Annotated in this window: 18 protein-coding genes and 2 tRNA genes; 4 read left to right on the top strand and 16 right to left on the bottom strand. The window is 61.3% G+C overall.

The window, feature by feature from the left end; translation table 11 throughout:
• Window positions 1-128 precede the first annotated feature (128 nt).
• The 3 genes from ACPFMA_RS04155 to ACPFMA_RS04145 all read left to right on the top strand — a co-directional run bounded on the left by ACPFMA_RS04155 (window position 129) and on the right by ACPFMA_RS04145 (window position 5,429).
• The gene (locus ACPFMA_RS04155; RefSeq protein WP_425929727.1) at window positions 129-1,307 is read left to right on the top strand and encodes an acetyl-CoA C-acetyltransferase; all 1,179 of its coding nucleotides are present in this window, start codon (window positions 129-131) and stop codon (window positions 1,305-1,307) included.
• 78 nt (window positions 1,308-1,385) lie between these two features.
• Window positions 1,386-2,402 (top strand): class I SAM-dependent rRNA methyltransferase, encoded by a 1,017-nt coding sequence (locus ACPFMA_RS04150; protein ID WP_425929726.1) that lies wholly within the window; start codon window positions 1,386-1,388, stop codon window positions 2,400-2,402.
• A gap of 99 nt (window positions 2,403-2,501) precedes the next feature.
• Window positions 2,502-5,429: a DUF748 domain-containing protein gene (locus ACPFMA_RS04145; RefSeq protein ID WP_425929725.1), complete on the top strand. Its 2,928-nt coding sequence runs from the start codon at window positions 2,502-2,504 to the stop codon at window positions 5,427-5,429.
• A 112-nt stretch (window positions 5,430-5,541) separates the two neighbouring features.
• Here the strand turns inward: ACPFMA_RS04145 and ACPFMA_RS04140 are convergent, their stop codons facing one another.
• From ACPFMA_RS04140 to rlmE, 16 genes are all read right to left on the bottom strand, one after another.
• A complete protein-coding gene (locus ACPFMA_RS04140) occupies window positions 5,542-5,895 on the bottom strand; it encodes a BON domain-containing protein (RefSeq protein ID WP_009404305.1) in 354 nt (117 codons plus the stop codon).
• Between the two features lie 357 nt (window positions 5,896-6,252).
• Window positions 6,253-8,358 (bottom strand): polyribonucleotide nucleotidyltransferase, encoded by a 2,106-nt coding sequence (gene pnp / locus ACPFMA_RS04135; RefSeq protein ID WP_009404304.1) that lies wholly within the window; start codon window positions 8,356-8,358, stop codon window positions 6,253-6,255.
• 252 nt (window positions 8,359-8,610) lie between these two features.
• Window positions 8,611-8,880, bottom strand: a complete 270-nt coding sequence (rpsO, locus tag ACPFMA_RS04130; protein ID WP_009404303.1) for a 30S ribosomal protein S15 — start codon at window positions 8,878-8,880, stop codon at window positions 8,611-8,613.
• 149 nt (window positions 8,881-9,029) lie between these two features.
• The gene (gene truB, locus ACPFMA_RS04125; RefSeq protein WP_009404302.1) at window positions 9,030-9,947 is read right to left on the bottom strand and encodes a tRNA pseudouridine(55) synthase TruB; all 918 of its coding nucleotides are present in this window, start codon (window positions 9,945-9,947) and stop codon (window positions 9,030-9,032) included.
• 3 nt (window positions 9,948-9,950) lie between these two features.
• Window positions 9,951-10,352 carry a 30S ribosome-binding factor RbfA gene (gene rbfA, locus ACPFMA_RS04120; RefSeq protein ID WP_009404301.1) on the bottom strand — a complete coding sequence of 134 codons (402 nt, stop codon included), beginning with the start codon at window positions 10,350-10,352 and terminating at the stop codon, window positions 9,951-9,953.
• Window positions 10,353-10,474: 122 nt separating this feature from the next.
• Window positions 10,475-12,994, bottom strand: a complete 2,520-nt coding sequence (infB, locus tag ACPFMA_RS04115) for a translation initiation factor IF-2 (protein WP_064303366.1) — start codon at window positions 12,992-12,994, stop codon at window positions 10,475-10,477.
• Between the two features lie 26 nt (window positions 12,995-13,020).
• Window positions 13,021-14,502 (bottom strand): transcription termination factor NusA, encoded by a 1,482-nt coding sequence (gene nusA, locus ACPFMA_RS04110; RefSeq protein WP_009404299.1) that lies wholly within the window; start codon window positions 14,500-14,502, stop codon window positions 13,021-13,023.
• Window positions 14,503-14,560: 58 nt separating this feature from the next.
• The gene (rimP, locus tag ACPFMA_RS04105) at window positions 14,561-15,019 is read right to left on the bottom strand and encodes a ribosome maturation factor RimP (protein ID WP_009404298.1); all 459 of its coding nucleotides are present in this window, start codon (window positions 15,017-15,019) and stop codon (window positions 14,561-14,563) included.
• A 129-nt stretch (window positions 15,020-15,148) separates the two neighbouring features.
• Window positions 15,149-15,225: transfer RNA gene (locus ACPFMA_RS04100), tRNA-Met, on the bottom strand.
• 96 nt (window positions 15,226-15,321) lie between these two features.
• Window positions 15,322-15,407, bottom strand: a tRNA-Leu gene (locus ACPFMA_RS04095).
• Window positions 15,408-15,426: 19 nt separating this feature from the next.
• The gene (gene secG, locus ACPFMA_RS04090) at window positions 15,427-15,822 is read right to left on the bottom strand and encodes a preprotein translocase subunit SecG (RefSeq protein WP_009404297.1); all 396 of its coding nucleotides are present in this window, start codon (window positions 15,820-15,822) and stop codon (window positions 15,427-15,429) included.
• A gap of 3 nt (window positions 15,823-15,825) precedes the next feature.
• Window positions 15,826-16,581, bottom strand: coding sequence for a triose-phosphate isomerase (tpiA, locus tag ACPFMA_RS04085; protein WP_064303365.1), 756 nt, complete (start codon window positions 16,579-16,581; stop codon window positions 15,826-15,828).
• Window positions 16,582-16,647: 66 nt separating this feature from the next.
• Entirely contained in the window at window positions 16,648-17,988 is a 1,341-nt protein-coding gene (gene glmM, locus ACPFMA_RS04080) for a phosphoglucosamine mutase (protein ID WP_425929724.1), read from the bottom strand.
• A 17-nt stretch (window positions 17,989-18,005) separates the two neighbouring features.
• Complete coding sequence (gene folP, locus ACPFMA_RS04075) at window positions 18,006-18,857, bottom strand: dihydropteroate synthase (RefSeq protein WP_064303364.1); 852 nt, start codon at window positions 18,855-18,857, stop codon at window positions 18,006-18,008.
• Window positions 18,858-18,865: 8 nt separating this feature from the next.
• Window positions 18,866-20,773 (bottom strand): ATP-dependent zinc metalloprotease FtsH, encoded by a 1,908-nt coding sequence (gene ftsH / locus ACPFMA_RS04070; RefSeq protein WP_009404293.1) that lies wholly within the window; start codon window positions 20,771-20,773, stop codon window positions 18,866-18,868.
• Between the two features lie 202 nt (window positions 20,774-20,975).
• Entirely contained in the window at window positions 20,976-21,602 is a 627-nt protein-coding gene (gene rlmE, locus ACPFMA_RS04065) for a 23S rRNA (uridine(2552)-2'-O)-methyltransferase RlmE (protein ID WP_009404292.1), read from the bottom strand.
• A gap of 103 nt (window positions 21,603-21,705) precedes the next feature.
• On the opposite strand from rlmE, the gene yhbY reads away from it, so the two are divergent.
• Entirely contained in the window at window positions 21,706-22,014 is a 309-nt protein-coding gene (gene yhbY / locus ACPFMA_RS04060) for a ribosome assembly RNA-binding protein YhbY (RefSeq protein WP_009404291.1), read from the top strand.
• Window positions 22,015-22,035 lie beyond the last annotated feature (21 nt).

Here is a 22,035-nt window from a genome sequence, read left to right as displayed (position 1 = left end):
CTGTGGGAGCTGGCTTGCCAGCGATGAGGCCATCAAAGCCACCACTGCCCCGACCTGCCCATCTGTGCCACTATGCGCGAGCCCACCGCAGACTCAACGTCAAAACGAACAAGACAGAGGACTAGAGCATGCAAGATGTCGTAATCGTCGCCGCCACCCGTACTGCGGTCGGCAGCTTCCAGGGCGCGCTGGCGAATATTCCCGCCGTCGATCTCGGCGCCGCCGTGATCCGTCAACTGCTGGCCCAGACCGGCCTGGACGGCGCCCTGGTCGACGAAGTGATCCTTGGCCAGGTACTGACCGCCGGTGCCGGCCAGAACCCGGCGCGCCAGGCCGCGATCAAGGCCGGCCTGCCCCACGCGGTCCCCGCCATGACCCTGAACAAGGTCTGCGGCTCCGGCCTCAAGGCCCTGCACCTGGCGACCCAGGCGATCCGCTGTGGCGACGCCGAGGTCATCATCGCCGGCGGCCAGGAGAACATGAGCCTGGCCAACTACGTCATGCCAGGTGCCCGCACCGGCCTGCGCATGGGCCATGCGAGCCTGATCGACAGCATGATCAGCGACGGCCTGTGGGATGCCTTCAACGACTATCACATGGGCATCACCGCCGAGAACCTGGTGGAAAAGTACGGGATCAGCCGTGAAGAGCAGGACGCCTTTGCCGCCGCCTCCCAGCAGAAGGCTGCCGCCGCCATCGAAAGCCGGCGCTTCGTCGAGGAAATCACCCCGATCCTGATCCCGCAGCGCAAGGGTGATCCGGTTGCATTCGCCACCGACGAGCAACCCCGCGCCGGCACTACGGCCGAGGCCCTGGCCAAGCTCAAGCCGGCATTCAAGAAAGACGGCAGCGTTACCGCCGGCAACGCTTCTTCACTGAACGACGGCGCGGCCGCCGTGATGCTGATGAGCGCGGCCAAGGCCGAGGCGCTGAACCTGCCGGTGCTGGCGCGAATCAAGGCCTATGCCAATGCCGGTGTCGATCCGGCGATCATGGGCATCGGGCCAGTCAGCGCCACCCGCCGCTGCCTGGAGAAGGCCGGCTGGAGCCTGGACCAGCTCGACCTGATCGAAGCCAACGAGGCCTTTGCCGCCCAGGCCCTGTCGGTGGGCAAGGAACTGCAATGGGATGCCTCGAAGGTCAACGTCAACGGCGGAGCCATCGCCCTTGGCCATCCGATCGGCGCGTCCGGCTGCCGCGTGCTGGTGACCCTGCTGCATGAAATGATCAAGCGCGATGCCAGGAAAGGCCTGGCGACCCTGTGCATCGGTGGCGGCCAGGGCGTAGCCCTGGCGATCGAACGCTGATCGACGCGGGGAGGGGCCGCCGGGCCCCTCCCCGTTGCGCAACTGGTAAACTGCACGCCCGCAACCAAGGCCACGTGCATGTCTTCCTTGAACCAGGCGCTGCGCGCCGCCCTCGACAACCGTCAATCCCTTCTCGCCGAACTGCATGCCCAGGGCACCGACTGCTATCGCCTGTTCCATGGCAGCCAGGAAGGCGCCCCCGGCCTCACCGCCGACCGCTATGGCCCACAGTTGCTGGTGCAGAGCTTCCACCAGACCGTGGAGCGGGACGACCTGCTGGACCTGCACGCGACCATCGAACAATTCCTCGGCCAGCCGTTGCACCTGGTCTATAACGACCGCTCCCGGGGCAATAGCCGGGTGGACCGCCATGACACCGTCCATGAGGCCAGCGACGAGGCGCTGGCCGATATGGTCGGCCACGAGTGGGGCCTGAACTACCGGGTGCGCGGCCGCCACGCCGGCCAGGACCCGCTGCTGTTCCTCGACTTGCGCAACGCCCGCGGCTGGGTCAGGCAGCACAGCGCTGGCAAGCGCGTGCTCAACCTGTTCGCCTACACCTGTGGCGTCGGCCTTGCCGCTGCGGCGGGCGGCGCCCGTGAGGTATGCAACCTGGACTTCGCTGAAGGCAACCTGGCAGTGGGCCGAGAGAATGGCACGCTCAATCCGCAGGTAACACCGATGGAGTTCGTCCAGTCCGATTACTTCCCGGCCATTCGCCAACTGGCAGGATTGCCGGTCAGCCAGCGCCGTGGACAAAAACTGCCCTCTTACCCGCGCCTGCAGGCACGCCAGTACGACCTGGTATTCCTCGACCCGCCGGCCTGGGCCAAGAGCGCCTTCGGCACCGTGGACCTGTTGCGCGATTACCAGAGCCTGCTCAAGCCGGCACTGCTGACCACTGCCCAGGACGGCGTTCTGGTCTGCAATAACAATCTGGCCAAGGTCGATATGGACGATTGGCGTGAATTGGTATTGCGCTGTGCCGAAAAAGCCGGACGCCCGGTGCGGGAATGGCAGGTGATCACCCCGGCAGCCGACTTCCCCTCCTCGGACGCTCGCCCGCCGCTGAAAACCCTGGTGTTGCATCTTTAAAGATTTGTATGGCGTGGCTGTCGGATCGCTCCGACAGCCTTCGGAACTCCATTTACCTGCCATACTCTAAGCGTCCCGCTCTCCATGCAGATGCCGCACATGCCCAAAGGATTGAAACGCGCCCTCGGCGCCTTGTTGGTTGCGCTTGCCCTGTACAGCCTTCTCGGCTTCTTCATCCTCCCCGGCGTTGCCCTGCGAATTGCCAACCAGCAGTTGGCACAGTACGCCACCGTTCCCGCCCACCTACAGCGCATCGAACTCAACCCGTTCAGCCTTGAGTTGACTGTCTGGGGCCTGCAGATCGGCGAGCCGGGCAAGGAACAACTCGGCTTCGAGAAGCTTTACGCCAACCTGCAACTGGACAGCCTGTGGACCAAGGCCTTGCACCTGGAGCGGGTCGAGCTGGTCAAGCCACGCACCGAGGTACTGTTCGCCAAGGATGGACAACTCAACCTGGTCAATCTGTTCAAGCTCCCTCCCAGCGAACCCAAGCCCGAGGAACCGGCCAGCGAACCGTTTCCACTGCGCATCGGCAGCATCCGCCTGAGCGACGGCTACCTGCATTTCGAGGATGCCCGCCCGAGCGAGCCGATCGAATTCCTCTACGATGCGATGAACCTGGAGTTGAAGAACCTCAGCACGCTGCCTGACGACAACACCGACATGACGTTGGTGGCTACCGGCCCCAACGGTGGCCAGATCGACTGGACCGGCACCTTCAGCCTGTCGCCGATCGCCTCCAAGGGCTCGCTGAAAGTCAGCGATGCCAAGATGAAAGCCTTCTGGCCCTACGTTCGCGATGCCGCACCGCTAGTGCTCGAAGACGGCACCTGGAACCTGCAAAGCGACTACAACTTCAGCCTCGGCAAGCAGACCGAGCTGCTGCTGGAGAACCTGACGCTGGGCGTATCTTCCTTCGCCATCAAGGCCCCGGACGACCGGCCGCTGGCACGCTTGGCCAGGCTGGATGTCAGCGAAACCTCCATCGACCTGGCCAAGCAACTGGTCACCGTCGGCAAGATCCGCAGTGACCAGCTGGAAACCTGGGCTGCCCTGGAAGCCGATGGGCAACTGGACTGGCAGAAACTGTTCGCCAGCCAGCCGCCCAAGGCCACCGAAAAGCAAAAGGCCGAGCCCGCCGCCGCCGAACCTACGCCGAAAGAACAGGCCGTGGAAGACAAACCCTGGCAGGTGCTGCTCAAGGACACCCAGGTGCGCAACTACCGGGTTCATCTCGCTGACCGTACCCGGAAAGAGCCGGTCACCCTGGATGTGGGGCCGCTGAACGCCGACCTGCAGAACTTCGACAGCCTCAACCAGGCGCCCTTCACGCTCAGGCTCGATAGCGGCATTGGCAAGCAGGGCAAGCTGCAAGCGGCCGGCGAGGTCAACCTGGCCCCCGTGAAGGCGAAGCTGAAAGTCAGCACCCAGGACATCGACCTGCGCATTGCCCAGGCCTACATCAGCCCGTTCATCCGCCTGGAATTGCGCAGCGGCATGCTCGGTGCCGATCTCGACGTCGATCTGAAGAGCACCGAGCCGCTGGCCTTCACCGTCGCCGGCAAGGCCCGCGTCAACCAGATGCACACCCTCGACACCATCAAGGACCGCGACTTCGTCAAATGGCAGCAACTTGACCTGAGCGGTATCGACTACCGTCACGGCGACGCGCTGAGCATCGGCCGGGTCGATCTGCAACAGCCGTACGCGCGCTTCATGATCAACGAGGACCGTACCACCAACATCGACGACCTGCTGATTCCGCAGCCCGCCGGCAAAGAGACCACGCCCCAGGCCCGGACTGCGGCCAGCAACGAGAAGCCGCTGGGCATACGCATTGGCCAGGTCGCCATCAACGATGGCTCGGCGAACTTTGCCGACTTCAGCCTGACGCCGAACTTCGCCACCGCCATCCAGCAGCTCAATGGCCAGATCGGCACCATCGACAACCGCCAGCCGGTTCCGGCCAAGGTCGATGTGAAGGGCAAGGTCGACCGCTATGCGCCGGTAACCATCAAGGGCGCGCTCAATCCCTTCAACCCGCTGGCCAGCCTGGATATCGCCACCAGCTTCAAGCGGGTCGAGCTGACCACCCTGACCCCCTACTCCGGCAAGTTCGCCGGGTATCGCATTCGCAAGGGCCGGCTCAACCTCGATCTGCACTATCTGATTACCAACGGCCAGCTCAAGGCCGAGAACAAGGTGGTAGTGGAGCAACTGCAGTTGGGTGAGAAAGTCGACAGCCCAGATGCCGTGGACCTGCCGATCCGCCTGGCGATTGCCCTGTTGAAGGACACCGAAGGCAAGATCTCCATCGAATTGCCGGTCACCGGCGATCTCAACAACCCGCAGTTCAGCGTAATGCCGATAGTCTGGCAGACGTTGCGCAACCTGGTTCTGCGCGCGGTACAGGCGCCGTTCAAGCTGATCGGCGGGCTGATCGCCGGCGGCGGCTCCGAAGACCTTGGCACTGTCGCCTTCACCCCCGGCTCCAGCGATCTGACTGCGGACGCCCAAGGCTCGCTGGACAAGCTCGCCGCCGCCCTGCAGCAGCGCCCGACCCTGCGTCTGGAAATCGAAGGCACCAGCGCCCAGAGCAGCGATGGCCCGCTGATCGCCGGGCAGCGCCTGGAAAGGGAATACCAGAGCACTTATTACAAGATGCTGCAGCGACGTGGCGACAAGGTTCCAGCCCAGGCCTCGATGCTTCAGGTGCCGGAAGATGACAAGCCGGCCATGCTCGAGGGCATCTACCGCTCCCGCCTGAAACAACAGCCACCCAAGGAATGGGAGCAACTGGACACCAAGCAGCGTATTGCCAATATGCGTGACGCGGTGCTGAAGAGCTGGGCGGAAAGCAGCGTTCTGCTTCGTCAGCTGGGCCAGGCGCGGGCCAGCAGCATCAAGGACTACCTGGTGGACAAGGGCAAGCTGGAGGATGACCGCGTCTACTTCATCGATGCCAGCCTGGGCGAAGCCGAATCCGATGGGCGGGTCATCACTCCATTGCATCTCGACGCAGAGTGATTTTCCGCCAGCCAAAAAAGTGAGCCCCGGCGCATGGCCGGGGCTCGGGGCGCCCAAATCCTTTTGGGCTGTCGCATGAACCGTCAGGATCAGCGAGCGGAACAAACCATTATCAGTTGGTTTTCAGGCCATCAGCCGAAACAGCCTGTACGCCTTTGATTTTCTTGGCGATGGCAACGGCGGTGTCTTTCTGCGCCGAAGTCACGGCCACGTCGGAGGACAGCGATACCACACCCTTGTTGGTCTCGACCTTGATGTCGGTACCTGGAATACCTTTCTCGGTGACCAGGTCGGCTTTGACCTTGGTGGTGATCCAGGTGTCGGAAGTGGCTTCCTTCGCTTTGGTCACTTCACCGGCTGCGAGCATCATCGGAGCCTGGGTGGACTGTTGAGCAGCGAAGGCGACATTGCCCAGGGTCAGGGTCAGGGCAGTAGCGGTGGCAGCAGCGATAGCGAACTTCTTCATACGAGACACTCCTGTTTTTCGAAAGGGCCTGCGCCGACATGTCCTGGCGGCAGGTGTACTTGGGTTATTGCAGGGGCTGTGCCAGTTTTTCGCCCAAATAAAATCGTTTAAAAACAGTAAGTTACGAATAAAAAGGTTTTGCTGGATCGTGCAATTTGCAAAGTGGGCTGCCGTTTCGCTTGCAAGATGCAAGTTGTTGGAAAGCACGCCGCGAATCCCTGTGGGAGCGGGTTCACCCGCGATTGCGGTGGCGGGCCCGCTATCGCAATCGCGGGTGAACCCGCTCCCACAGGGTCCGCGCAAGGCATAAAAAAAGGGCCCCGAAGGGCCCTTTCTTTCAGCTCAAGTCGCGAGGATTCAGACGCCCGATGCCTTGGCAGCAGCAACGTCCTTGATCGACAGCTTGATACGGCCGCGGTTGTCCACGTCCAGTACCAGCACTTCGACTTCCTGGCCTTCCTTCAGCACGTCGGTGACCTTCTCGACACGAGCGTCGCTCAGCATCGAGATATGCACCAGGCCGTCCTTGCCCGGCAGGATGTTGACGAAGGCACCGAAGTCGACGATGCGCTCTACCTTGCCGACGTAGATCTTGCCGATCTCGGCCTCGGCGGTGATGCTCAGTACGCGCTGGCGTGCAGCTTCAGCGGCGTCCTTGGTTTCACCGAAGATCTTGATCGAGCCGTCGTCTTCGATATCGATCGAAGCCTTGGTTTCTTCGCAGATGGCACGGATGGTCGCGCCGCCTTTGCCGATGACGTCACGGATCTTGTCGGTGTCGATCTTCATCGCGATCATGGTCGGCGCGTTTTCCGACAGCTCGCTGCGCGATTGGGCAATGACCTGGTTCATCTGGCCGAGGATGTTCAGGCGCGCTTCAAGGGCCTGGCCCAGGGCGATTTCCATGATCTCTTCGGTGATGCCGTTGATCTTGATGTCCATCTGCAGCGCGGTAACGCCCTTGGCGGTACCGGCGACCTTGAAGTCCATGTCGCCCAGGTGGTCTTCGTCACCCAGGATGTCGGTCAGGATGGCGAACTTCTCGCCTTCCTTCACCAGGCCCATGGCGATACCGGCAACTGGCGCCTTCATCGGTACACCGGCGTCCATCAGGGCCAGGGAAGCACCGCAGACCGAAGCCATGGAGCTGGAGCCGTTGGATTCGGTGATTTCCGATACGACGCGGATGGTGTACGGGAATTCGTCGGCAGCCGGCAGCATGGCCTGGACCGAACGACGGGCCAGACGGCCGTGACCGATTTCGCGACGGCCTGCACCGCCCATGCGACCACACTCGCCCACCGAGAACGGAGGGAAGTTGTAGTGCAGCATGAAGGGGTCTTTCTTCTCGCCTTCCAGGGTGTCCAGCAACTGTGCGTCACGGGCAGTACCCAGGGTTGCAACGACCAGGGCCTGGGTCTCGCCACGGGTGAACAGTGCGGAACCGTGGGTTTTCGGCAGAACACCGACTTCGATGTTCAGCGGGCGAACGGTCTTGGTGTCGCGGCCGTCGATACGTGGCTTGCCGTTGACGATGTTTTCGCGAACGGTGCGGTATTCGATCTCGCCGAAGATGTCCTTCACTTCACCAGCGCCTGGCTGGCCTTCTTCGCCGGAGAACCTGGCGACCGCCTGGTCGCGCAGCTCGCCCAGGCGGGCGTAACGGTCGGCCTTGACAGTGATGGTGTAGGCCTGGGAAACGGCTTCGCCGAACTCGGCACGAACGGCGTTCAGCAGTTCGGTGTTGGCAACCGCAGGTTTCCAGTCCCAGGTCGGCTTGGCGGCTTCGGCGGCGAATTCCTTGACGGCCTGGATCACGGCCTGGAATTCGTCGTGGGCGAACAGCACGGCGCCCAGCATCTGGTCTTCGGTCAGTTCCTTGGCTTCCGATTCAACCATCAGTACGGCGTCGGAAGTACCGGCCACGACCATGTCCAGGCTGGAGGCAGCCAGTTGCTCGTAGGTCGGGTTCAGCAGGTAACCGGTGCTTTCGTGGAAGGCAACGCGGGCAGCGCCGATCGGGCCTTCGAACGGGATGCCGGAGACGGCCAGCGCTGCCGAGGTACCGATCATCGCAGCGATGTCCGGATCGGTCTTCTTGCTGGTGGAAACGACGGTGCAGACGACCTGCACTTCGTTCATGAAACCTTCTGGGAACAGCGGACGGATCGGACGGTCGATCAGGCGCGAGGTCAGGGTCTCTTTCTCGGAAGGACGGCCTTCACGCTTGAAGAAGCCACCAGGGATCTTGCCGGCGGCGTAGGTCTTTTCCTGGTAGTGGACGGACAGCGGGAAGAAGCCCTTGCCCGGGTCGGCCTGCTTGGCACCGACAACGGTGACCAGCACGGTGACATCATTGTCGACGGTGACCAGTACGGCACCGGACGCTTGACGGGCGATACGGCCCGTTTCGAGGGTTACGGTCGATTGACCGAACTGGAATTTCTTGATTACCGGGTTCACGGTTTCCTACCTTCTCTTCAGTTGCACTTGGGGGAACTGGTTCTTGCGAATTCTTGGGCAGAACGGGGAATCGGCCCCATTGACCGTCCAGATAAAACTAGAGGTTGGGAGCCTGCCCTGCCATCGCGCTAAGCGCTCCGGCGGAACAGCCAACCAACCTCTCGGATACGCGGGGTGCGTTCGCGTGCCGGGGAGCCGAAGCCCCCGGCTGACGACCGCAGTACGCCGCGCACACCACTGGTCGGGCCGCTATTAGCGACGCAGACCCAGACGACCGATCAGGGCGCTGTAACGAGTGGTGTCTTTGCCTTTCAGGTAGTCCAGCAGCTTGCGACGCTGGTTAACCATGCGGATCAGGCCACGACGGGAGTGGTGGTCTTTACCGTTGGCCTTGAAGTGGCCTTGCAGCTTGTTGATGTTGGCGGTCAGCAGGGCAACCTGCACTTCCGGGCTACCGGTGTCGCCGGCGGCTTGCTGATAGTCGGCAACGATCTGAGCTTTTTCTTCAACGCTGAGTGCCATTTGGCTTTCTCCAAATCAACGGAAACCCGAAGGTTCCCAACAGGCCAGGGACAAGCCCTGTATTAAGAAAATGAGGTGTGACCATGCCTGTTGACAGCCACCCTCGTGTCCCCCAGTACCTGGCCAAGGCCCTGCACTGACGGTTTCGATCATTCCGACCGAATCAGTCGACGCGGCGCGATGCGCCCGTCTTCGCTCACTTCACCGATACCGATGAAGCGACCGTTGTGATCCTGAACGCGGACCATGCCGAATTTCGGCGCGTCCGGCGAACGTACCGGCTGACCATGCAACCAGTAGAAAGCACTGTGCTCGGAGAACTGCAGCAACGGCCAGTCCTGCAGACCGCTGTCGGAGGGCATCAGGAAGCGATCGATCGCTTCGTTGCCACCTTCGGCGTGGGCCGCCTCGAGTTCTTCGAGGGTCACGGTCTGGGCCAGCTCGAACGGTCCGGCCTGGGTCCTGCGCAGTTCCGCTACATAAGCACCACAGCCCAGTACCTCGCCGATGTCCTCGACCAGGGTGCGGATATACGTGCCTTTGCTGCAGCCGACCGACAGGCGAACCCGGGTGCCTTCGCACTCCAGCAGTTCCAAGCGGGTAATAGTAACAGAACGCGCTTCACGCTCCACTACTTCCCCTGCACGGGCCAGTTTGTACAGCGGCTGGCCATCACGCTTGAGAGCCGAGTACATCGGCGGTATCTGGCTGATTTCACCACGGAATCGTGGCAGAACCGCTTCAATGTCCGCGCGACCAACGGTCACATCGCGGGTGCGCAGCACTTCGCCTTCGGCATCCGCAGTACTGGTGGTCTGACCCAGTTGCATGACCGTCTCGTAGCCTTTGTCGGAATCGAGCAGGTACTGGGAGAACTTGGTGGCTTCGCCAAAGCACAGCGGCAGAACGCCACTAGCCAGCGGATCGAGGCTGCCGGTGTGTCCGGCCTTCTCGGCGTTGAGCAGCCAGCGGACCTTCTGCAACGCGGCGTTGGACGTGAACCCCAATGGTTTGTCGAGCAGGATGATGCCGCTGACGTTACGGCGGATGCGTTTGACCTGGGCCACCGGTTACTCCTTGTCGCTGTCCGGAGCGTCGGCGCTCTGGTGCAGGCTGTCCTCGGCAACGGCGCGCTCGATCAGGGCCGACAGGTGGGCACCGCGGCTGACGCTTTCGTCATAGTGGAAATGCAGTTGCGGCACGCTGCGCAGCTTCATTTCGCGACCGAGCTGCATGCGCAGGAAGCCGGCGGCGGAATTGAGGACCTTCAGGCTTTGCTGGATCGCATCGTCGCCTTCCTGGCCCATGACGGTGATGAACACCTTGGCATGGCCGACATCGCGACTGACATCGACGGCGGTGATGGTGACCAGGCCGACGCGCGGGTCTTTCACTTCACGACGAATCAGCTGGGCCAGCTCGCGCTGCATCTGATCGCCGATACGTTGGGTACGGCTATATTCTTTTGCCATGTCTTGCTACCTGTAACTAAAGCGGCAAACGCCCGGCCAGGCATGAAGCCTGACCGGGCGTTGCGTTCAGAGCATCCAGCGGGGCCATGCGGCCACCTGCCTGGCGCTTCCAAGCTCGCGCATCAGAGCGTACGAGCCACCTGGACTTTCTCGAAGACCTCGATCTTGTCGCCGATCTTGACGTCGTTGTAGCTCTTGACGCCAATACCGCACTCCATGCCGTTACGGACTTCGGACGCGTCGTCCTTGAAGCGACGCAGCGATTCCAGCTCGCCTTCGAAGATAACCACGTCTTCGCGCAGTACACGGATCGGGCGGTTACGGTAGACCGTACCTTCCACGACCATGCAACCGGCGATGGCGCCGAACTTCGGCGAACGGAACACGTCACGCACTTCGGCGACGCCCAGGATGTTCTCGCGAACATCGCTGCCGAGCATGCCGGTCAGGGCCTTCTTGACGTCTTCGATGATGTCGTAGATCACGTTGTAGTAACGCATATCCAGACCTTCCTGCTCGACGATCTTGCGCGCACCGGCATCGGCACGCACGTTGAAGCCGAACAGGACCGCATTCGAAGCCAGCGCCAGGTTGGCGTCGCTCTCGGTGATACCACCGACACCGCCGGCGACCACACGAACCTGAACTTCGTCGTTGCCCAGGCCACCGAGGGAGCCCTGCAGGGCTTCGAGAGAACCACGAACGTCGGCCTTGAGGACGATGTTGAGGGTCTTCTTCTCTTCCTGGCCCATGCTTTCGAAGATGTTTTCCAGCTTGCCGGCGTGAGCACGAGCCAGTTTGACTTCGCGGAACTTGCCTTGGCGGAACAGCGCGACTTCACGGGCCTTCTTCTCGTCAGCCACAACGCTCAGTTCGTCACCGGCATCCGGAGTGCCGTCCAGGCCGAGGATCTCGACCGGGATCGACGGGCCGGCTTCCTTAACAGGCTTGCCGTTCTCGTCGAGCATGGCGCGAACGCGACCGTAGTTGGAGCCGCAGAGGACCATGTCGCCCTGACGCAGGGTACCGTCCTGAACCAGCACGGTAGCGACCGGGCCGCGGCCCTTGTCCAGACGCGATTCGACCACGACACCACGACCTGGAGCGGTAGGCATCGCCTTGAGCTCGAGGATCTCGGCCTGCAGCAGAACGGCTTCGAGCAGTTCGTCGACACCGGTACCCATCTTCGCCGAAACCTTGACGAACGGAGTGTCGCCACCCCAGTCCTCGGAGGTCACGCCGTGAACGGCCAGTTCGTTGCGGATGCGATCGAGGTCGGCACCCGGCTTGTCGATCTTGTTCACCGCAACCACCAGCGGTACGCCGGCAGCCTTGGCGTGCTGGACGGCTTCGACGGTCTGCGGCATCACGCCGTCGTCCGCCGCAACCACCAGGATCACGATGTCGGTAGCCTTGGCACCACGGGCACGCATGGCAGTAAACGCGGCGTGGCCCGGGGTGTCGAGGAAGGTGACCATGCCGCGGTCGGTTTCCACGTGGTAGGCACCGATGTGCTGGGTGATACCACCAGCCTCGCCGGCAGCGACCTTCGCACGACGGATGTAGTCGAGCAGCGAGGTCTTGCCGTGGTCGACGTGGCCCATGACGGTCACGACCGGCGCACGGGAAACGCTCTCGCCTTCGAACTTCAGCGATTCGGCCAGGGAGTCTTCCAGGGCGGTGTCACTGATCAGGGTAACCTTGTGACCCAGCTCTTCGGCGACCAGTTGAGCGGTCTCCTGGTCGAGCACCTGGTTGATGGTCACCGGAGTGCCCAGCTTGAACATGAACTTGACGACTTCAGCGGCCTTGACCGACATCTGTTGCGCCAGTTCGGAGACGGTAATGGTCTCGCCGATGGTCACGTCGCGGATAACCGGACCGGTCGGGCTCTGGAAACCATGGGCGTTGCGCTTCTTCGGCTTGGCCTTGCCGCGGCCGCCACGACGGAAGCCATCGCTTTCCTCGTCGGTGGTACGCGGGGCAGCACGTGGGGTCGGAGCTTTTTCTTTCTCCTTGACCTTGACCGAAACGCGCGGCGCTTCGTTGCGACGCTCGCCACCGCGACGGTCGTCGTCACGGGTGCGGTCGTTGCGACGGTTGTCGTCTTTCTTGCGGTCGGCGGTCGGAGCCGGAGCAGCAGCCTCGACAGCTGCCGGGGCAGGCGCCGGAGCGGCTGGCTGGGCGACCGGAGCTGGCGCTGCGGGCGCTGCAGCCTTGTCGGCAGCCGCCTGGCGACGAGCCTCTTCCTCGGCGCGTTGACGCGCTTCGGCCTCGGACTTCTCCCGGGCTGCGTTTTCGACGGCGCGACGCTCTTCCAGCTCGCGTTTCTGCTCGGCCTGGATCTCTTCCGGGCTGCGCTGGACGAAAACCTTCTTCTTGCGTACTTCTACGCTGATGCTCTTGCTGCCGGCAACACGCAGGGTGCTGGTGGTCTTGCGCTGCAAGGTGATCTTGCGCGGTTCTTCCACTTTCGCCTTGTGACTGCTTTTCAAATGGGTCAGCAGAGCCTGCTTTTCACTATCGCTCACCAGCTGACCGGCGTCGGTGTGCGGCAGACCTGCCTCACGCATCTGCTGCAGCAGGCGCTCTACCGGTGCAGCGACCTCTTGGGCCAATTCTTTCACCGTGACTTGCGTCATGCACTTCTCTCCTCAGGCCAGCCTGCTTACTCGAACCAGTGGGCTCGGGCGGCCATGATCAACTTGCCGGCACGCTCTTCGTCGATGCCGTCGATGTCGAGCAGGTCGTCAATCGACTGCTCGGCCAGGTCTTCGCGGTTAACCACGCCGCGCACCGCCAGTTCCGCTGCCAGGTCGTTGTCCATGCCCTCGAGGGAGAGCAGGTCTTCGGCCGGGTGGGCGTCTGCCAGTTTTTCCTCGGTAGCGATGGCTTTGGTCAACAGGCGGTCCTTGGCCCGAGCGCGAAGCTCGTTGACGATTTCCTCGTCGAAGCCATCGATGTTGAGCATTTCTTCCAGCGGTACGTAGGCAATTTCTTCAAGGCTGGTGAAGCCCTCGTCAACCAGCACCTGGGCCAGTTCTTCGTCGACTTCCAGCTCTTCGATGAAGTTGCGCAGGATGTCGCCAGTCTCGGCTTGCTGCTTGGCCTGGATGTCCGATTCGGTCATCACGTTCAGGGTCCAGCCGGTCAGTTGGCTCGCCAGGCGCACGTTCTGGCCACCTCGGCCAATGGCCTGGGCCAGGTTGTCGGCAGCCACGGCGATGTCCATCGCGTGGGCGTCTTCATCAACGATGATCGCCGCCACTTCGGCAGGCGACATGGCATTGATGACGAACTGCGCCGGGTTGTCGTCCCAAAGCACGATGTCGACCCGCTCGCCACCCAGTTCGCCGGAAACGGCCTGGACGCGCGAACCGCGCATGCCGATGCAGGCGCCTTGCGGGTCGATACGCTTGTCCTTGGAGCGGACGGCGATCTTGGCGCGGGAGCCCGGGTCGCGGGACGCACCCATCACTTCGATCAGGCCCTCGGCGATTTCCGGCACTTCGATGCGGAACAGTTCGATCAGCATCTGCGGCGCGGTACGCGACAGGATCAGCTGCGGACCGCGGTTCTCGGTGCGGATCTCCTTGAGCAGCGCACGAACGCGAACGCCGACGCGGAAGGTCTCGCGGGAAATGATGTCTTCGCGAGCCAGCAGGGCTTCGGCGTTGTTACCCAGGTCAACGATGACGTTGTCGCGGGTCACCTTCTTCACGGTGCCGGAGATGATTTCGCCCAGGCGCTCGCGATAAGCGTCGACGACCTGTGCACGCTCGGCTTCGCGAACCTTCTGCACGATGACCTGCTTGGCGGTCTGGGCTGCGATACGACCGAACTCGATGGACTCGATCTTCTCTTCGATGATGTCGCCCGCCACTGCGCCCGGCTTTTTGGCCTGGGCCTGGTCTACCGCCAGCTCGATGGCCGGATCGTCGAGGTCTTCGTCCTCGACCACGGTCCAGCGACGGAAGGTCTCGTAGTTACCGGTGTGGCGGTTGATTTCCACACGCAGGTCGACTTCGTCTTCAAAACGTTTTTTGGTTGCAGTGGCCAGGGCCACCTCCAGCGCTTCGAAAATCACGCCCGCCGGTACACCCTTTTCATTGGATACCGACTCAACAACCAGCAGTACTTCTTTGCTCATCGTACGCCTCGCCTTTCGCAAGCCATTGGAACCGCGTCAACCGCAGCTCCGGCATGTCTCAGTCAAAACTGGGAATAATGTTGGCCTTGTCGATCGAGTCGATGGGCAGCAGGAATTCGTGATTGTCCACCTGGACCACGACATCCTGCTCCTCAACACCACGGATCAGGCCTTGAAAGTTACGACGACCTTCGAAGGGCGTACGCAGCTTGATTTTCACTTGTTCGCCGGCATGCGAAGCAAACTGTTCAAGGGTGAACAGCGGGCGATCCATGCCAGGAGAGGAGACTTCCAGGGTGTATTCGGTGCTGATGGGATCTTCAACGTCCAGAATACCGCTGACCTGGCGACTGACGACTTCGCAGTCATCCACCAGGATGCCGTCCTCTTTGTCGATATAGATACGCAGTACCGAATGCTTGCCCTGGGAAATGAACTCGATCCCCCAGCATTGATAGCCAAGCGCTTCGACTACCGGGGCCAACAAGGCCTGCAACTGTTCTAGCTTGCTCGACACCTGAACCCCCTCGTGCATGCTGTGCAAATAAAAAATGGGCAAGCGCCCATCGTGAAATGCGCCGTGGAATGTGGCGCCTGAGAACTGTTTAGCTAACAAAAAGCCCCTGAAAAGGGGCTCCGCTAAAACTGGTTGCGGGGGCTGGATTTGAACCAACGACCTTCGGGTTATGAGCCCGACGAGCTACCAGACTGCTCCACCCCGCGACAAAGCTGGGGCGAAAGTATACGACCGAACCCCGGGAGGGTCAATCAACCTCCACCTGCAAGAAAGCCCGCTAGTGCGGGCTCCCATGCTTCAATTGGTACCGAGAAGGGGACTCGAACCCCTACACCCTATGGGCACAACCACCTCAAGGTTGCGTGTCTACCAATTCCACCACCTCGGCAATACTACTTTGAAACCCGTTACTTCTGCTCTGGAGCCTGAGGAACATCGCTGTTGTTGCCAGCTTCGTTCTTCTGTTGCTGTTGCCCCTGGAGCACCGGTACATCATCTGTTGCCGGTTTGTTCTGCTGTACTTCCAGAACCGCTGGATCTGGCAAACCTGCTTGAGTCAGCTGATGAGCTTTCTCTTTAGCAAAGTATCCTAACCCAAGAGCAGTTAAGAAGAAAGAGGCAGCTAGTATAGCAGTAAACTTACTCAAAAAGGTAGCGGAACCTTGGCTTCCGAACACAGTATTTGAAGCACCTGCGCCGAAAGATGCACCCGCTTCCGCACCTTTACCCTGTTGCAGCAGAACCAGTACTACCAAGCCCAGTGCGCCCAACAGATGAAGAACGACAATAACTGTTTCCAGCATTTTTCAGTTTCCTGCGGCGCGACAAATTGCACCGAATTCGTCTGCGTTCAGGGAAGCCCCACCAATCAGGCCCCCATCGATATCCGGCATGCCGAACAGCTCAGCCGCATTGGCCGCCTTCACGCTGCCGCCGTATAGAAGCCGCGTATTTTGCGCAACTTCCGGATCCTTCGCCGCCAACTGGTCGCGAATGGCTTTATGCACATCCTGCGCCTGTTGCGGAGTGGCCGTCAGGCCAGTGCCGATGGCCCATACAGGCTCATAAGCGATAATCGCATCTGCAAAAGCAGAAATACCCAGTTGGTCGATGATACTGTCCAACTGACGCCCCACAACCTCGAGCGTTTTGTTCGCTTCACGCTCTTCGAGGGTTTCCCCTACACAGAACACTGGCTTCAAGCCACAGGACTGTGCCGCTGCGAACTTCCGGATCAGGGTCGAGTCCTGCTCGCCCAGGATCTGCCGCCGCTCCGAGTGACCGATCAACACCAGCTTGCAACCGGCATCGACCAACTGACTCGGCGCCACCTCTCCGGTCAGAGCCCCTTGCTGGGACTCCACCGCAGCGTTCTGCGCACCTACCACGATCGATTTGCCTTCCAGCCCCTCGATCACCTGGCTGATGAACAGACTCGGTGGGAACACCGCGACATCAACACCGCTCGGCAGGACCTGATTGCTCAAGCCCTTGATCAGCTCAGCGACGCTGGCGCGGGTACCGTGCATTTTCCAGTTACCAGCTACCATTGGGCGACGCATGCTTTACCTCGTGGGTCAAAGTGGGCGCAGATGTTACCCAACCAATTCATCACTGGCAAGCGTAAATCAAACGCAAACTTCACTTACCAGTTTTGCCAGCGCTTCGGCATGGCCACGCACCTGGGATTCGTCGTCACCTTCGACCATTACGCGCACCAGAGGCTCTGTTCCGGACTTGCGCAGCAACACGCGGCCACGCCCGGCCATCTCCTCGGTGACACGCTCGCAAGCAGCCTTCACGTCAGGATGCTCCAGCGGGTCGACCTTGCTGGCGCCGAAACGCACGTTGATCAACACCTGCGGACATTTGCGCACGGCCTGGCGGGCTTGTGCCAGGGTCTCGCCGCGACGCTTGAGGGCCATCAGCACCTGCAATGCCGCGATGATCGCATCGCCGGTGGTGGTGTGGCTGCAGCACACGACATGCCCGGAGTTCTCGCCGCCGATGATCCAGTCGCGCTCGAGCAGCTCGGACATGACATAGCGGTCGCCGACCTTGGCACGTACGAACGGAATGTCGAGGTCCTTCAAGGCCAGCTCCAGGCCAAGGTTGCTCATCAGCGTCCCGACCACGCCACCTTGCAGCTTGCCGCGCTCCTGCAGATCACGAGCGATGATGAACAGCAGTTCGTCACCATCGACGATGGCACCGGTGTGATCCACCATCAGCACGCGATCACCGTCACCATCGAAGGCAATGCCGAGGTCGGCATGCCCGACCAGGACCGCCGCCTGCAATGACTCGATGTGGGTGGAGCCGCAGTTTTCGTTGATATTCAGCCCATCGGGCTGGTTGGCAAGCAAAGTGACATCGGCGCCCAGCTCCCGGAACACGCTGGGCGCTACCTTGTAGGTTGCGCCGTGGGCACAGTCGATGGCCAGCTTGAGCCCGGAAAAGTCGGTACTGCTCGGCACGCTGCTCTTGCAGAACTCGATATAGCGGCCCGCCGCATCGTTGATCCGCGAAACCTTGCCCAGCTTGCTGGACTCGACCACGGTCATCGGCTGGTCGAGCAACTCCTCGATCATCAGTTCGACCTCATCCGGCAGCTTGGTGCCCTGCCCGGAGAAGAACTTGATGCCGTTGTCGTCGTGCGGATTGTGCGACGCGCTGATCACGATACCGGCTTCGGCGTGGAAGGTCCGGGTCAGATAGGCAATGGCCGGGGTCGGCATCGGACCCAGCAGCAGGACGTCCGCCCCGGCGGCGGACAGCCCGGCTTCCAGCGCCGACTCGAACATGTACCCGGAAATGCGCGTGTCCTTGCCCACCAGTACCCGGCAGTTGCCCTGCTTGCGGAATGCCATGCCCGCCGCCCAGCCAAGCTTGAGCATGAAATCAGGGGTGATCGGGTATTCCCCGACGCGGCCGCGAATGCCGTCGGTACCAAAATATTTTCTGCTCATAAATGCTCCGTCATTCTTTATTCGGCGTTTTGTACTGCGGCGATCATCCGTACGACATCGACGGTTTCAGCGACATCATGGACACGCAGGATCGCGGCCCCTTTTGTCATCGCCAAGGCAGCCAGCGCCAGGCTGCCGTACATCCGCTCGTTTACTGGCCGGTTGAGGGTCAGGCCGATCATGCTCTTGCGTGAAACGCCCACCAACAGCGGGCGTCCCAGGCGCTGCAAGCTGTCCATGTGCTTGAACAGACTAAGATTATGCTCCAGGGTTTTGGCAAAGCCGAAGCCCGGATCAAGAATAATGCGTTCCGCCTCGATGCCGACCGCCGCACAGGCAGCCATACGCGCTTCAAGATAGCGGCCAACCTCGGCAGTCACGTCTTCGTAATGCGGGTCGTCCTGCATGTTCCCGGGCTCCCCGCGCATATGCATCAGGCATACCGGCAAGCCGGTGGCCGCCGCCGCATCCAGGGCGCCATCCCGTGACAGCGAGCGGACATCGTTGATCAACCCAGCCCCCAGCCGCGCCGACTCGCGAATGACCGCCGGCGTGGACGTGTCCACTGAGATCACCACATCCAGCTCGCGATTGAGTGCTTCGACGATGGGCGCAACGCGCTCCAGCTCTTCGAGCGCCGTCACCACCCGCGCACCGGGCCGAGTGGACTCGCCACCGACGTCGATCAGCGTCGCTCCTGCCGCAACCATTGTCTCGGCATGACGCAAGGCCGCATCACGCTGGGTGAAGCGGCCGCCATCGGAGAAGGAATCCGGAGTGATATTGAGGATACCCATGACATGGGTACGGGAAAGGTCGAGAACCCGGTTGCCGCAAGGCAACCGGGTTGGGTACTGCTGTGAAGTCATGTCAGCCCTTAGTGTTGCGCAGCCGGACCACCGATAGGGGACTCGGGACGGTCACCCTGGGATGCAGCGGTGCCCGAAGTACCGGAATCGTTATCCCAGTCCCGCGGCTCGCGCGGTGTACGACCTGCCATGATGTCGTCGATCTGGTCGGCGTCGATGGTTTCGTACTTCATCAGCGCATCGGCCATGGCGTCGAGCTTGTCACGGTTGTCCGTGAGGATCTGCTTGGCAGTGGCATAGCACTGGTCGATGATGCTGCGCACCTCGGAGTCGATCAGCTTGGCGGTCTCGCCCGACACATTGGTGTGCTGGCCACTGGAGCCTCGGCCCAGGAACACCTCGCCCTCTTCCTCGGCGTACATCAGCGGCCCGAGCTTTTCCGACAGCCCCCACTTGGTCACCATGTTCCGTGCGATCTGGCTGGCACGCATGATGTCGTTGGAGGCGCCGGTGGTCACGCCGTCGAAGCCCAGGGTCATCTCTTCGGCGATACGGCCGCCGTACAGTGAGCAGATCTGGCTGATCAGCGCGCGCTTGGACAGGCTGTAGCGGTCTTCTTCCGGCAGGAACATGGTCACGCCCAGCGCACGACCGCGCGGGATGATCGAAACCTTGTACACCGGATCATGCTCGGGAACGATGCGACCGACGATGGCGTGGCCCGCCTCGTGGTAGGCAGTGTTCTGTTTCTCTTTCTCCGACATGACCATGGTCTTGCGCTCGGCGCCCATCATGATCTTGTCCTTGGCCAGCTCGAACTCCTTCATCTCCACCACGCGCTTGCCACCGCGGGCGGCGAAGAGCGAGGCCTCGTTGACCAGGTTGGCCAGGTCGGCACCGGAGAAGCCAGGTGTACCGCGCGCGATGACCGCCGGGTTGACGTTGTCGCCGATCGGCACCTTGCGCATGTGGACCTTGAGGATCTGTTCGCGACCGCGGATATCCGGCAGGCCGACCACCACCTGGCGGTCGAAGCGACCGGGACGCAGCAGCGCCGGGTCAAGCACGTCAGGACGGTTGGTGGCAGCGATGACGATGATGCCATCGTTCATTTCGAAGCCATCCATCTCTACCAGCAACTGGTTGAGGGTCTGCTCGCGTTCGTCGTGACCGCCGCCCATGCCGGCGCCACGATGGCGACCCACGGCGTCGATCTCGTCGATGAAGATGATGCACGGTGCGTGTTTCTTGGCCTGTTCGAACATGTCGCGCACACGGCTGGCACCGACACCGACGAACATTTCCACGAAGTCCGAACCGGAAATGGTGAAGAACGGCACCTTGGCCTCACCTGCAATGGCCTTGGCCAGCAGGGTCTTGCCGGTACCCGGAGGGCCGACCATCAGCACGCCGCGCGGGATACGACCACCCAGGCGCTGGAACTTGCCCGGATCACGCAGGAACTCGACCAGCTCGCCGACTTCTTCCTTGGCTTCGTCGCAACCGGCGACATCGGCCAGGGTCGTCTTGACCTGGTCTTCGGACAAGAGGCGCGCCTTGCTCTTGCCGAAGCTCATCGGGCCGCCCTTGCCGCCGGCACCGCCCTGCATCTGGCGCATGAAGAACATGAATACCGCGATGATCACCAGGATGGGGAAGCTGGCTACGAGCAACTGGGTCCAGATGCTCTGCTGCTCGGGTTGACGACCTTCGATCACCACGTGATTGTCGACCAGGTCGCCAATCAGGCCGTTGTCCTGGATCGCCGGACGGATGGTCTTGAAGGTATCGCCGTCGCTGCGCTTGCCGGTAATGACAGCACCGTCGACCGTGACGCGCTCGACCTTGCCATCCTTGACTTGCTGGATGAAGTCGGAATAGTTGAGGGTCTGCGGCTCATTCGGGCTGGAGAAGTTGTTCATCACCGTCACCAGGACCGCCGCGATGATCAACCACAGGATCAAATTCTTTGCCATATCGTTCAATTCGCTACCCTCTGAAGCAGGTTTAGGCGCAACCGTGCCTCGCATGATAATCAGCGGCTTAACTTACTACATTCCTACAACGGCTGTTGGCGCCGTCTGTAACCCTTTGTGAATCCAGACTACACGATATTCATCCACACCACGCAGGGAGACCGATTGGAAAATACTATCGGTACCGCGTTAAACCGCCGCGTTATTCGCCGCGGTAGCCCCTCGCCAGAAGGTATTGCTCACGCGAGCGATCACGTGACGACGACGGCTTGCGCATCTGGACCTTGTCGAATTTCTGACGAACGTCCTTCAAATAGGTATCGAAGCCTTCACCCTGGAAGATCTTGATCAGAAAATCCCCACCTGGACGCAGGACGCGACTGGCCAGATCAAGGGCCAGCTCACAAAGGAACATCGCCCGCGGCATATCGACAGCAGGCGTACCACTCATGTTGGGGGCCATATCCGAAATCACAAGGTCCACCTGTGAATTACCTACGGCCTCGAGAATCTGCGCAAGCACTTCGTCCTGGGTGAAATCGCCCTGGATGAAGGTCACGTCGGGAATGCTGTCCATTTCCAGGATGTCGGAAGCGATCAGCCGACCTTGCCCGCCGATCAGCCGGCTGGTGACCTGGGACCAGCCACCCGGCGCGGCGCCGAGGTCGATCACGCTCATGCCCGGGCGGATCAAGCGGTCCTTTTCCTGGATTTCCAGCAGTTTGTAGCTCGCGCGCGAGCGGTAGCCGTCCTTTTGCGCCTGTTTGACGAAAGGATCGTTGAAATGCTCTCTCAGCCAGTTATGGCTGCTCTTGGAACGCTGCGCCACTGGGCACCTCGATGATTAAGCGTCGTGATTGACTGGGCGGAGCCACGGGCCCTCGGGTAAAATGGCCGCCATTTTTACAGAATCCAGACGAAAGGGTCAGATTATGCCGCTCAATAACGAGCAGAAGAAACAGTACAAATCCATTGGTCACGACCTGAAACCGGTCCTGATCGTGGCGGGCAATGGCTTGACCGAAGGTGTCCTCGCCGAACTCGAGCGTGCCCTGGTAGATCATGAACTGATCAAGGTGCAGGTCAAGCTCGAAGACCGGGAAGAACGTCGGGCAGTCATGGATGAACTGAGCAAGATCGGCCGAGCCGAACAGGTACAGATCATCGGCAAGATGGTCCTGCTGTATCGCCGTAACCCGCAACCGAACAAGCAACTGTCCAATATCCACCGCTACAAGTAACGGTGATACCGGTCAGCGGCG

This window comes from Pseudomonas sp. NyZ201 (genome assembly GCF_049860765.1).
Lineage (GTDB): Bacteria > Pseudomonadota > Gammaproteobacteria > Pseudomonadales > Pseudomonadaceae > Aquipseudomonas > Aquipseudomonas bharatica.
This window is presented reverse-complemented; position numbering and strand designations above follow the sequence as displayed.